Raw genomic sequence first — 12699 nt, 5'->3', positions numbered from 1 at the left:
TATTGCAAGGGTAGAGATAGCTGGCCTAACGTCAATAAACGATACGTCAAATTCCTTTTCTTGCCCACCAAGGGAAGCCTGCATGGCAAATGCGGTCATGGAGCCGAGAACAGAGACAGGCCTGCCCCTGGTCAAATCCCGTCCGGGAGCACGGGTTCTCATCTACAGCCACGACACGTTCGGGCTCGGCCATCTGCGCCGGTCGCGGGCGCTGGCCAATGCCATCGTGGAGGCGCAGCCGGGCACCTCGGTGATCATCATCTCGGGCTCGCCGGTGATCGGCAATTTCGAGTTCGAGAGCGGGGTCGACTACATCCGCATCCCGGGTGTCACCAAGCTTCATGACGGGGATTACCGCAGCCTCAACCTCAATGTGAGCCTGGACGAGGCCGTGGGCCTGCGCCAGGCGCTCATTCTCCAGACGGCCAAGGCCTTCCAGCCGGACGTGTTCATCGTCGACAAGGAGCCGACGGGCTTCCGCGGCGAGGTCGTGCCGGCCCTCGACTATCTCCAGGCGGCCGGCTGCAAGCTCGTGCTCGGCATCCGCGACGTCATGGACGAGCCTGCCCTCCTGGTCCCGGAATGGGAGCGCAAGGGCGCAAAGACAGCCTTGATCCGCTACTACGACGAGATCTGGGTCTATGGACTGAAGGATGTCTACCAGCCTCTCAAGGCACTGGATCTCCCATCGGATGTGGAAAACCGGATCACCTATACCGGCTACCTGCGCCGGGACGTGCCGCCGACTCCGTCCCTGACCAAGTACCCGAAGATCACCAAGCAGCCCTTCATCCTGGTGACCACCGGCGGCGGCGGCGATGGCGACGACCTGATCGACTGGGTGATCTCGGCCTACGAGGCGGATGCGGAACTCGACCAGCCTGCGCTGATCCTGTTCGGCCCGTTCATCGACAGGGACAAGCGCCGCTCCTTCGTCGAGCGCATCGCCCGGCAGCCCAAGCTCGATGTGCTGTCCTTCGACAACAAGATCGAATGGCTCATGAAGAAGGCCGACGCGGTGGTGGCCATGGGCGGCTACAACACCTTCTGCGAGGCTTTGTCCTTCGACAAGCGCACCCTCATCGTCCCGCGCACGCGGCCGCGGCTGGAGCAGTATATCCGGGCGGTGGAGGCCGAGCGCCTCGGCCTCGTGCGCATGCTGAGCGACTACAAGGAGCCGCGCACGCCGGAGCGCATGGCGGCGGCCCTGCGCGCCCTCTCGTCCCAGCCCCGTCCATCGGAGGTGGTGATCCCGGCCCTGCTCGACGGGCTTGACCGGGTGCGCGAACGGCTCAAAGTGCTGACCGAATCCCGACCACGGTTTGCCCCTGCCTATCATCAGGCGGCCGAGTAGCGTGAAGAATGCTTCCTTCATCAGCAGCCCGACGCATCGCCATCGTGGTGAAAGGTTATCCACGGCTTTCTGAGACCTTCATCGCCCAGGAGATCCTGGCCCTCGAGCAGCGCGGGCTCGACCTCGAGATCTGGTCTCTCCGGCACCCGACCGAGCGGGCCGTGCATCCGATGCACAAGGCCATCAGGGCGAAGGTCACCTATCTGCCGGAATACCTCTATGAGGAGCCCCTGCGCGTGCTGCGCGGCGCCCTCTGGAGCCTGGGACGCAAAGGCTTCGGCGCCACGATCAAGGCGTTCTGGCGCGATCTGAAGCGCGATTTCACCGCCAACCGGGTGCGCCGCCTCGGCCAGGCCTTCGCCATGGCCCGGGAACTGCCCGCGGACGTGGGGCACCTGCATGTGCATTACCTGCACACGCCGGCTTCCGTCGTTCGCTATGCCGCGCTCCTGACCGGCCGGACCTGGACCTTCTCGGCCCATGCCAAGGACATCTGGACGACGCCGGACTGGGAGAAGCGGGAGAAGATGGCCGAGGCCCGCTGGGGCGTGACCTGCACGGCCCAAGGCGCCGCGCATCTGCAATCGCTGTCGCGGCCGGAGCAGGTGTCGCTGGTCTATCACGGGCTCGACCTCTCGCGCTTTCCCGCACCGCCCGAGAGCCGCCCGGTGCGTGACGGTTCGGACCCGCTCGACCCGGTGAGGATCGTCTCCGTCGGGCGGGCGGTGGCCAAGAAGGGCTATGGCGACCTGATCCAGGCGCTCGCCGCCCTGCCGCCGGATCTGCACTGGCGCTTTGCCCATGTGGGCGGCGGCGAGTTGCTCAACAGCCTGAAGAAGCAGGCGCAGGAAGCGGGCATCGGCGACAAGGTGGCGTTCCTCGGCTCCAAGGCGCAGCCCGACATCATCGCTCTCCTGCAAGAAGCCGATCTCTTCGTGCTGCCGTCCAAGGAAGCGAAATCGGGCGACCGGGACGGCCTGCCGAACGTGATCATGGAAGCCGCGAGCCAGGGGCTTGCCATCGTAGCGACGGACTTCGCCGGGATCCCGGAATTCATCCGCAGCGGCACCGAGGGCGAGTTGGTCCGACCGGGAGATTGGGAGGCGTTGTCCAACGCCCTGAACCTGCTCGCCCGCGAGCCTGAACTGCGGAAGGTTCTCGGCGCTGCCGCGTTCACGCGGCTGCGGCGGGACTTCTCCATGGAGGGTGGAATCGACGTGCTGGAAACGCGCCTGCGCACCGTCACCGACAACCCGCACAGAGAACCGGAGCGGGTGTGACCCACGCGCGGCCAGTGGCGTTCTACGCTCCGTTGAAGAGTCCCAACCATCCGCTTCCATCGGGCGACCGCACGATGGCGCGTCTGCTGATGAAGGCCCTCGACCGGGCGGGCTACCGGCCGCAGCTCGCAAGCGAGCTGCGCACCCTCGACAAGACGGGCGATCCGCAGCAGCAGAATCTCATCAGGCAGCAGTCGCTGGAGGAAGCCTCGCGTCTCATCGCACATTATCGAGCCTTGCCGGAGCAGAGCCGTCCATGCCTGTGGTTCACCTACCACGTCTACTACAAGGCGCCGGACTGGATCGGTCCCCGCGTGGCGGAGGCACTGGGCATTCTCTATGCCGTTGCGGAAGGATCGCGTGCAGCAAAGCGCGCGCACGGGCCTTGGGCTCTGGGGCATGAGGGAGCCGAGGCGGCTCTTGATAAAGCCGACGCGATCTTCGTCATGACGGCCCATGACCGAGGGGCCTTGGAAAAGGCGCAACCGGCACACCAGATGCTGGTCGATCTTCCGCCTTTTCTCGACATGCAGGACTGGCCTGCACCGAGTGCTCCTCTCCCGCACGGAATTGAACCGCGCCTGCTCACCGTCGCCATGATGCGCAGCGGCGACAAGTTCGCCTCCTATGGCATTCTTGCCGCCGCTCTTGAACGTCTGCAGCATCTGCCCTGGTCGCTCGATATCGTGGGCGACGGCGAGGCTAGGGAGGAGATCGCGCAGCTTTTCTCGCGCCTCGCAGACCGGGTGCGATACCATGGTCAGATCGAGAACAGAGCCGATCTGAGAGTCCTCTATGAAAGCGCCGATCTCTTCATCTGGCCTGCCGTCAACGAGGCTTATGGCATGGTGCTGCTGGAGGCTCAGGCCATGGGCTGCCCGGTGCTCGCCGGAGCCTATGGCGGAGTGGCCAGCGTGGTGAAGCATGGCGACACCGGCGTCCTGACCCAGCCAGGCGACATCGCGGCCTTTGCCGATGCGTTAGGCGTCCTCCTGCAGGATCGAGACCGGCTCCGGAGCTTGGGCGCCAATGCCTTGCGTTTCGTGCGCCAGGAGCGCGATCTCGATCACGCCGCTTTGCGCTTGCGCAAGACACTCGAACCAATCACGGCTGGAATGGGAGCATGACATTGCGCGTTCTCATCGCCGTCACGCATCTCTTGGGCGCCGGCCACCTGACGCGGGCGGCAGCCCTGGCGCGGGCCTTCGCCCGCAAGGGGCATGAGACCATTCTCGTCTCAGGCGGCACCCCTGCCCGACTGGCCGATCTCGGGCAGGTCAGGCTCGTTCAGTTGCCGCCCGTGCGCACCGCCGGGACGGACTTCAAGACGCTGCTCGACGAGAACCTCCAACCCATCGATGAAACCTATCTCGACCGGCGCCAAGCGATCCTGCTCGACACGCTCCGCAGCACCAGGCCCAACATTCTCATCACCGAACTCTTCCCGTTCGGGCGCCGGGTGCTGGCGGGCGAGTTCACGGCTCTGATCGAGGCCGCGCGTCGCTTGAATCCGCGTCCGCAGATCCTGTGCTCGATCCGCGATATTCTCGTGGCCCCGGCAAAGGCCGAGCGCATCGCGCAGGCGCATGAGCGTATCCTTCAGAACTACGACGCCGTTCTCGTCCATGGCGACCCTGACCTCGTGCCCCTGGAAGCCTCATGGCCTGTGGATGAGCGGATCACGCCACTCCTCCGCTACACCGGCTACGTGGATGAAAACGAGAATGTCATTCCCGAGGGTCACAGGCATGGCATCGTGGTCTCCGGCGGATCGAGCGCCGCGAGCCTGCCGCTCTACCGTGCTGCCCTTGAGGCAGCCCGTCTGGTCAACGATCGCCCCTGGCACATCCTCATCGGGCGGGGCGTATCGGAAGACGACTTTCAAGCGCTCCAAGGTAACGCCCCGGCTCATGCCGTCATCGAGCGGGCGAGACCCGATTTCCGGATGCTGCTTGCCAGCGCTGAAATCTCCGTCAGCCAGGCGGGCTACAACACGGTGGTGGACCTTCTGCGCTGCGGTGTGCGATCGGTTCTCGTCCCCTTCGAGGCCGGCCACGAAACGGAGCAGCGCCTGCGGGCCGAGCGCCTGAAAAGCATCGGCCTTGCCGAGATCGTCTCCGAGGACACGTTGTCCGGGCCGCGCTTGGCGGAGGCGATCCGCCAGGGGCTGTCGCAGCCGGCAACATCACCCCCGACCGTTGCCATCGATGGAGCACGGCAAAGCGTCGCCATCGCGGCAAGCATGGTCCTGTCCAAGCCTGCCCTGCACCCGACCATCGACTGGTCGCCTCTGAACGCCGCGCTGGAACGGGCCAGCGACCACGGCTGCCCCGTCCGCTTCTGGTGGCGCGATGACGATGCGGTAGCCGACACCCCTGCCCTCGACCGCCTTCTCGCGCTGGCCCGCCGCTACGATGCCGGGATTGGCCTCGCCGTCATCCCGCGCGACCTGGATGCCTCCCTGGCATCGCGGCTGGCAGATGAAAGCTCGGCTTTCGCCCTCGTGCATGGCTGGAGCCACGACAATCATGCCCCTCCGGCGACCAAGAAGGCGGAGTTCGGCGCTCATCGTCCTGTGGAGGCTCTGGTGGCGGAAGCAAAGCGTGGTCTGCATGAGGCCCGCGAGCAGTTGGGTGCGAAGCTGCTGCCGGTCTTCGTGCCGCCCTGGAACCGGATCACGGGCGAGTTGATCCCGCACCTGCCGCACCTGGGCTTTGCAGGATTGTCCACGTTCACGGATCGGAGCGCCGCCTCCCCCGCTCCAGGCCTCCTCCAGATCAACACCCATGTGGACTCGATCGACTGGCGCGGCACCCGCAGTGCGGTTGAGCCTGAGCAGGTCATCGCCGGCTTCACAGGAGCCATCGAACGGCGCATTGCCGGAGAGGCCGACCGGGACGAACCCATTGGGTTTTTGACCCATCATCTCGTCCACGACGAGGTCGTATGGTCGTTATGCGAAAGGGTTATTGCGCACCTTGCCGCAAAGGACATCCATTTCCTGTCTCCTGATGTGTGTTTCGGAATGGAAACAAGATCACATTTGCGATCTAATGGGGTCTGAAGCGTTATGCTCGTAGGCTTGGAGGAGCATATGGAAGCGCCAATTCTGTCGGTTCGCCAACTGACAGTCGATTTCAGCACCGATGCCGGAGATTTCCGAGCGGTCGATGGGCTCAATTTCGACATCCCGAAAGGCAAGACCGTGGCGCTTGTCGGTGAGTCCGGGTCCGGCAAATCGGTGACGGCGCAAGCCATCCTTCAGATTCTGTCGAAGAAGGCCAGGATCACCAACGGCTCTCTTCTCTTCAACGATCCTTCGAACGGAGGAAGCATCGATATCGCGGCGCTGGCGGCTGAAAGCGAGGCCATGCACAGCTTACGCGGCGGTCGCATCGCCATGATCTTCCAGGAGCCGATGACGTCCCTGTCGCCGCTCCACACCATCGGCGACCAGATCTCCGAAGCGCTGATGATCCACGCGGACGTAGACCAGGCGACGGCCAACCAGCGGACTGTGGACGTGCTGAGCCGGGTCGGCTTCCCCGACCCGAAGCGGGCGCTCAGAACCTACCCGTTCGAGCTCTCGGGCGGCCTTCGCCAGCGCGCCATGATCGCCATGGCGCTCATCACGCGCCCGGCCCTTCTCATCGCCGACGAGCCGACGACGGCGCTGGATGTCACGACGCAGGCGCAGATCCTCGACCTCATCAAGGAGTTGCAGGCTGAGACCGGCATGTCGGTGCTCCTCATCACCCACGATCTCGGCGTGGTGGCCAACGTGGCCGACGAGGTGGTGGTGATGTATCGCGGGCGGATCATGGAGGCCGGCTCGCGGGAGGAGATCTTCCGCAATGCCCAGCATCCCTATCTCCAGGCGCTCATGCGCGCGGTGCCGCGCTTTGCCATGGCGGAGAACGAGCGCCTGACGCCGATCCGCGAGGTGAAGAGCGCGAGCCTCGCGGCCGTCGATGCCCCGCAGCGCGTTCAGCCGGCAGGCCCGATCCTGAAAGTGGAGCGCCTCACGAAATCCTTCACGCTCCGGTCCGGCTGGTTCTCCGGCAAGACCAGGGAGATCCGCGCCGTGAGCGAGGTCGATCTCTCCCTCGGAGCTGGCAAGACCCTGGGGCTCGTGGGTGAATCCGGCTGCGGCAAGACCACCGTGTCCAAGATGATCATGCGGGCGATCACGCCCAATTCCGGAAAGGTTCTGTTCGACGACGGCACAGGCCGCAGGGACGTGCACAAGCTCGAAGGCGAGGCGCTGACCACCTATCGCCGTTCCGTGCAGTTCATCTTCCAGGACCCGTTCTCGTCCCTCAATCCCCGGATGACCGTCTACGAGCTCCTGACCGAGCCCTTGCGCATCCATGACATCGGCACATCCGACGAGCGCTATGAGCGCGTGAAGCATCTTCTTGAACTGGTGGGGCTCGACCAGCGGGCGCTCCGGCGCTACCCGCACTCCTTCTCCGGCGGCCAGCGCCAGCGCCTCGGCATCGCCCGGGCGCTCGCCCTCGAACCGCGCGTGCTGCTCTGCGACGAGCCGGTCTCGGCCCTCGACGTGTCGGTGCAGGCGCAGGTGCTGAACCTGCTCAAGGACCTGCAATCGGCGCTCGGCCTCTCGTACCTCTTCGTGTCGCACAACCTCGCGGTCGTCGACTACATCGCCGACACCATCGCGGTCATGTGCCGGGGCTACATCGTCGAGGAGGCGCCGAAATCGACCCTGTTCCGCAACCCGGTTCACCCCTATACTCAGGCGCTGCTCGCGGCCGTGCCGGACCCGGACATCGACCGGCCCCTCGACTTCACCAAGCTGCGGACGGGCGGCTTCTCGCAGCCCTCCGCATGGCCGGAGCCCTTCCGCATCGAGCCGGGCGAGTTCGGCGTGATGAAGGAAATCGAGCCCGGCCATAAGGTCCGCATGGGGCGCCTGACAGCCCGGGAGGCTGCATGATGCTCGACATCCGCAAGACCACGCTTGCCTTAGGCCTGACCCTCGGAGTGCTGGCGCTGCCGGCCTGGGCGCAGGATTACCAGGAACCGCCCTTCTTCACCGATCTGCCGCAGGACAAGAAGCTGCCGCCCATGGCCGAGCGGCTCCCGAAAACGCCCATCGTGGTCGGCTCCTCCGGCCAGTACGGCGGCGACATCGTCACCCTCGTGCCCCGGCCGCGCGACATCCGCTACATCTCGACCTTCACCTATACGCGCCTCGTCGGCTACGACCGGAACCTGGAGCTCCAGCCCGATCTTCTGGAGAGGCTCGAGAACGAGGACGACCGGGTCTTCACCTTCACCCTGCGCGCGGGCCATCGCTGGTCGAACGGTTCGCCCTTCACGGCGGAGGACTTCCGCTACTACTGGGAGGACGTGGCGCACAACCTGGATCTCTCGCCCGCCGGCCCGCCCGAGTTCATGCTGGTGAACGGAAAGCCGCCCCGCTTCGAGGTGCTAGACGAGCGCACCGTTCGCTACACCTGGGACAAGCCCAACCCGCGCTTCCTGCCGCAGCTGGCGGGTCCCCTCGATCCCGGCATCTACCGCGCATCCGCCTATCTCAAGCAGTTCCACGCCAAGTACGCCGACAAGGCGGCCATCGAGGAGAAGGCCAAGCAGCAGAAGCTGAAATCCTGGGCGGCGCTCCACAACCGCATGGACGACATGAAGGAGCAGACCAATCCGGAGCTGCCGACCCTCATGCCGTGGCGCGTCATGAATGCGGCGCCGGCAAACCGCTTCGTCTTCGAGCGCAATCCCTACTATCACCGCGTCGATACCGAGGGCCGGCAGCTGCCCTATGTCGACCGGATCGTCATGGACGTGTCGGCCAGCGGCCTCTTTGCCGCCAAGGCCAATGCGGGCGAGGAGGATCTGCTGTTCCGCGGCCTGAACATGGGCGACATCCCCGTCCTGAAGCAGGGTGAGAAGGCGAAGGGCTACACCACCCTCCTCTGGCCTTATGCGCGCGGCACGGAGCTCGCGCTCTATCCCAACCTCAACACGGTGGATCTGGTCTGGCGCCAGCTCAACCGGGACATCCGCTTCCGCCGCGCCCTGTCGCTTGGGATCGACCGCAAGACCCTGAACAACGCGCTGCTCTTCGGGCTCGGTGTCGAGGGCAACAACACCATCGTGGCGGAAAGCCCCCTGTTCATGCCGGAGTTGCGGACGCAGCACGCGGCTTACGATCCTGACCAGGCCACCCGCTTGCTCGACGAGATCGGCCTGACGAAGCGCAACGGCGCTGGCATCCGCCTGCTGCCCGACGGGCGCGAGCTGGAAATCATCGTCGAAACAGACGGCGAGAGCAGCCTCGTGGTGGATGGCCTGACCCTCATCGGCGAGTTCTGGCGCGAGATCGGCGTGCGGCTCTTCGTGAAGCCGCAGGACCGGACCGTGCTGCGCAACCGCTCCTATGCGGGTCTCACCGTGATGGTGGCCGCCCCCGGCCTCGACAACGCGATCCCCACCGCCCTCATGCCCCCGACAGAACTCGCTCCCATGCGGCAGGACAATTACGCCTGGCCGAAATGGGGGCAGTACATCGAGACCAAGGGCAAGATGGGCGAGTCGGTCGATATTCCGGAGGCGGAGCGCCTTCTCAAGTCCTACGAGACCTGGATGAACACCGGCAACCGGGAGGTCCAAGGAGCGGCCTGGCAGGAGATGCTGAGGAACCACGTGGAGAACCAGTGGACCATCGGCACCATCGCCGGCGCCCTGCAGCCCATCGTCGTGCGAAACGGCCTCCAGGGCCTTCCCGCCAAGGCCCTCTACAGCTGGGAGCCCACGGCGATGCTCGGGATCTACCGGCTCGATGAGATCTACTGGAACAAAGCCGCCGGCAAAGAGGCCCGTCGATGATCCGCTTCCTGTTGCGTCGCATCGTCACCATGGCGGTGACCCTGCTGATCATTTCGGCCCTGGTGTTCTTCATCATCAAGCTGCCGCCGGGCGACTTCCTGACCAACCAGATCGCGGAGCTGCGGGCGCAGGGCGAGTCCGCCTCCATCGCCAAGGCCGAGTTCCTGATCCGGCAGTATGGCCTCGACAAGCCGGCCTGGCAGCAATACCTGGTCTGGCTCGGGGTGATGCCGGGCCCGAACGGCCTTTCCGGCCTGCTGCAGGGCGACTGGGGCTGGTCCTTCGAATACGACAAGCCCGTCGTGGACGTGGTGGGCGATGCCGTGTGGCTGACGCTGCTCGTGAACCTCGCCGTGGTGATCTTCATCCACCTGATCGCGATCCCGATCGCCATCTATTCCGCCACACGGCAATATTCTATCGGCGACTACATCGCGACCTTCATCGGCTATATCGGCCTTGCGACCCCGAGCTTCCTGCTCGCGCTGATCCTGCTCTATTACATGAACCGCTGGTTCGGCATCTCCATCGGCGGGCTTTATGACCCGCAATACGCAGGCGAGCCCTGGAGCTGGCCCAAGATCCAGTCTCTTCTCTCTCACTTGGTCGTTCCCACAGTGGTGATCGGGCTCGGCGGAACCGCCGCCATGATCCGGCGCATGCGCGCCAACCTTCTCGACGAGTTGGGCAAGCAGTATTACGTGACCGCGAAGGCGAAGGGGCTGGGCCCCACCAAGGCCCTGCTGAAATATCCGTTCCGCATGTCGCTCAACCCGTTCATCGCCGATATCGGCAACCTCCTGCCGCAGCTCGTCTCGGGCTCGGTGCTGGTCTCCCTGGTCCTGAGCCTGCCGACCGTCGGGCCGATCCTGCTCAGTTCGTTGAAGAGCCAGGACCAGTTCCTGGCAGGCTTCATCCTCATGTTCGTCGCCGTGCTCACCGTGGTCGGCATGCTGGTCTCCGACCTGCTTCTGGCGTGGCTCGATCCGCGCATTCGCATAGGAGGCGCACGATGAACAATGTCGTGACCTCCAGACGGCACTACGTCGATCCCGCACCCTTCGATCCGGGCGCCACGGAGCCGGTGGGCGCGGAGAGCGAAAGCTTCTATCGCGCGTCCTCCTGGCAGCTGATGTGGTGGAAGTTCCGGCGGCACAAGGTGGCGCTCGCCGCCGCCTTCGTGCTCCTCGCGCTCTATGCCATCGTGCCCTTCGTCGAGGTGATCGCACCCTACAACCAGACCAAGCGGCACGGCGACTTCCTCTATGCTCCGCCGCAGGGGATTCACCTGATGCACGAGGGGCAGCTCATGCGCCCCTTCGTCTATCCCTATACCTACAGCTTCGACCTGGAGAACTTCCGGCGGGTCTACACGGTCGACGCCTCAAGGCCACAGCCTATTCGTTTCCTGTGCCAGGGTGACGACTACGAATTCTGGGGCATGTGGCAGACAAATTTCCATTTGGTCTGCCCGCCGGAGAACGGCACGATGTTCCTGCTCGGCACCGACCGGCTCGGGCGGGACCTGCTTTCGCGCATCATCTATGGCGCGCGGATTTCGCTCACCATCGGCATCGTGGGCATCGCGGTTTCGTTCACGCTCGGTCTCTTCTTCGGCGGCCTCGCGGGCTATCTCGGGGGCTGGGTCGATCACGTGATTCAGCGCACGATCGAGATCCTGCGCTCCCTGCCGGAGCTGCCCCTGTGGCTGGCGCTCTCGGCTGCCCTGCCGCCCAACTGGAGCCCGATCCTCGTGTTCTTCGGCATCACGATCATCCTCGGGCTGCTGGACTGGCCGGGCCTCGCCCGCGCCGTGCGCTCCAAGCTGCTGTCCCTGCGCGAGGAGGACTTCGTGAAGGCCGCGGAGCTGATGGGCGCTTCCAAGCAGCGCGTGATCGCACGCCACCTCATCCCCAACTTCATGAGCCACCTGATCGCCTCGGCGACGCTGTCGATCCCGTCCATGATCCTCGGCGAGACCGCGCTATCCTTCCTAGGATTGGGCCTGCGGCCCCCGGTGACGAGCTGGGGCGTGCTCCTCAACGAGGCTCAGAATCTGGCTGCCGTGCAGCTGCACCCCTGGCTTCTGTTCCCGATGCTTCCCGTGGTGATCGTGGTGCTCGCCTTCAACTTCATGGGCGACGGCCTGCGTGACGCGGCGGATCCGTATCATTAGGCGAATGGCCTGTTGTCCTCGATCCGAGGGAATGCGAGACATCCTGCATCGATGAAGATGGCAGAGGTGTTTCGTGGCCGAATACCGGATTGATGCGTCGCCCGAGAGCGTTCACTGGGGCTATTTCGATGCGGGCATCCCCCCGCTCCTCAACGTGAATTCCGGCGACACGGTCACGATCTCGACCGTGTCCGGTGGCCCGGAGGCGATGCCGAGGGGCCCCTTCGTGATCCCGCAAGCCCTGTCGGATATTCATGCGGCGCACAAGCCGAAGCTGCCGGGCCACATCTGCACTGGCCCGGTCGCAGTGCGCGGCGCCAAGGCCGGTCAGGTTCTTGAAGTCCGCATCAAGGACATCCAGCTGCATTACGACTGGGGCTTCACCTATTCCGCCCCGCAGAAGGGCGCCCTGCCCGACGATTTCGACGAGATCCATTTCATGACGATCGGGCTCGATCGCAAGCGGATGACAGGCAAGCTGCCCTGGGGCCTGGAGCTGCCCCTGAAGCCGTTCTTCGGCGTGATGGCCGTGGCGCCGCCGGCCTCTTGGGGGAGCTTGAGCACCCTGCCGCCGCGACGCAACGGCGGCAATCTCGACAACAAGGAACTGGTGGCGGGCACGACTCTCTATCTGCCCATTCATGTGGACGGCGCCCTGTTCTCGGTCGGCGACGGCCATGGCGTCCAGGGCGACGGCGAGGTCTGCGTCACGGCCATCGAGACCGGCCTCATCGGCACCTTTGAGCTGCATCTGCGTGAGGACATGCATCTCACCTGGCCCATGGCCGAGACGCCGACGCACGTCATGACAATGGCGTTCGATCCTGATCTCGACGATTGCGTGGTCATCGCTCTGCGCAGCATGATCGACCTGATCGTTGCCCGCACCGGCATCACCAAGGCGGAGGCTTACGCCCTGTGCAGCCTCGCGGCCGACCTGCGCATCACCCAGGTGGTCAACGGCAACAAGGGCGTCCACGTGATGCTCGACAAGAGCCTGCTGCAGAAGGCGCAGCGCT

General features: G+C 64.9%; 9 protein-coding genes. All 9 read left to right on the top strand.

What is annotated here, in order from left to right; translation table 11 throughout:
• The first annotated feature begins 97 nt into the window (after positions 1-97).
• On the top strand, positions 98-1354 hold the full coding sequence (locus MA07_RS26285) for a glycosyltransferase (protein ID WP_052003587.1): 1257 nt from the start codon (positions 98-100) through the stop codon (positions 1352-1354).
• A gap of 8 nt (positions 1355-1362) precedes the next feature.
• Positions 1363-2634 (top strand): glycosyltransferase family 4 protein, encoded by a 1272-nt coding sequence (locus MA07_RS26280; protein WP_036359415.1) that lies wholly within the window; start codon positions 1363-1365, stop codon positions 2632-2634.
• Complete coding sequence (locus tag MA07_RS26275; RefSeq protein WP_036359414.1) at positions 2631-3761, top strand: glycosyltransferase family 4 protein; 1131 nt, start codon at positions 2631-2633, stop codon at positions 3759-3761. The genes MA07_RS26280 and MA07_RS26275 overlap by 4 nt, the downstream gene beginning before the upstream one ends.
• Positions 3758-5698: a glycosyltransferase gene (locus MA07_RS26270; protein ID WP_036359411.1), complete on the top strand. Its 1941-nt coding sequence runs from the start codon at positions 3758-3760 to the stop codon at positions 5696-5698. The genes MA07_RS26275 and MA07_RS26270 overlap by 4 nt, the downstream gene beginning before the upstream one ends.
• A 30-nt stretch (positions 5699-5728) precedes the next feature.
• Positions 5729-7594 carry an ABC transporter ATP-binding protein gene (locus MA07_RS26265; protein WP_036359406.1) on the top strand — a complete coding sequence of 622 codons (1866 nt, stop codon included), beginning with the start codon at positions 5729-5731 and terminating at the stop codon, positions 7592-7594.
• Positions 7591-9504, top strand: coding sequence for an ABC transporter substrate-binding protein (locus MA07_RS26260; RefSeq protein ID WP_036359404.1), 1914 nt, complete (start codon positions 7591-7593; stop codon positions 9502-9504). The genes MA07_RS26265 and MA07_RS26260 overlap by 4 nt, the downstream gene beginning before the upstream one ends.
• Entirely contained in the window at positions 9501-10520 is a 1020-nt protein-coding gene (locus MA07_RS26255) for an ABC transporter permease (protein ID WP_036359401.1), read from the top strand. The genes MA07_RS26260 and MA07_RS26255 overlap by 4 nt, the downstream gene beginning before the upstream one ends.
• On the top strand, positions 10517-11680 hold the full coding sequence (locus tag MA07_RS26250; RefSeq protein WP_036359398.1) for an ABC transporter permease: 1164 nt from the start codon (positions 10517-10519) through the stop codon (positions 11678-11680). The genes MA07_RS26255 and MA07_RS26250 overlap by 4 nt, the downstream gene beginning before the upstream one ends.
• Before the next feature lie 73 nt (positions 11681-11753).
• Positions 11754-12699: acetamidase/formamidase family protein (locus tag MA07_RS26245; protein ID WP_152569030.1), on the top strand; the 946-nt coding region annotated here is incomplete at its 3' end.

This window comes from Microvirga sp. BSC39 (genome assembly GCF_000739015.1).
GTDB lineage: Bacteria > Pseudomonadota > Alphaproteobacteria > Rhizobiales > Beijerinckiaceae > Microvirga.
This window is presented reverse-complemented; position numbering and strand designations above follow the sequence as displayed.

What these genes read in the sequence shown, in the direction of transcription:
- MA07_RS26285 (WP_052003587.1), top strand. Translation starts at nt 98, where the DNA reads ATGGAGCCGAGAACAGAGACAGGCCTGCCCCTGGTCAAATCCCGTCCG.
- MA07_RS26280 (WP_036359415.1), top strand. Translation starts at nt 1,363, where the DNA reads ATGCTTCCTTCATCAGCAGCCCGACGCATCGCCATCGTGGTGAAAGGT.
- MA07_RS26270 (WP_036359411.1), top strand. Translation starts at nt 3,758, where the DNA reads ATGACATTGCGCGTTCTCATCGCCGTCACGCATCTCTTGGGCGCCGGC.
- MA07_RS26265 (WP_036359406.1), top strand. Translation starts at nt 5,729, where the DNA reads ATGGAAGCGCCAATTCTGTCGGTTCGCCAACTGACAGTCGATTTCAGC.
- MA07_RS26260 (WP_036359404.1), top strand. Translation starts at nt 7,591, where the DNA reads ATGATGCTCGACATCCGCAAGACCACGCTTGCCTTAGGCCTGACCCTC.
- MA07_RS26255 (WP_036359401.1), top strand. Translation starts at nt 9,501, where the DNA reads ATGATCCGCTTCCTGTTGCGTCGCATCGTCACCATGGCGGTGACCCTG.
- MA07_RS26250 (WP_036359398.1), top strand. Translation starts at nt 10,517, where the DNA reads ATGAACAATGTCGTGACCTCCAGACGGCACTACGTCGATCCCGCACCC.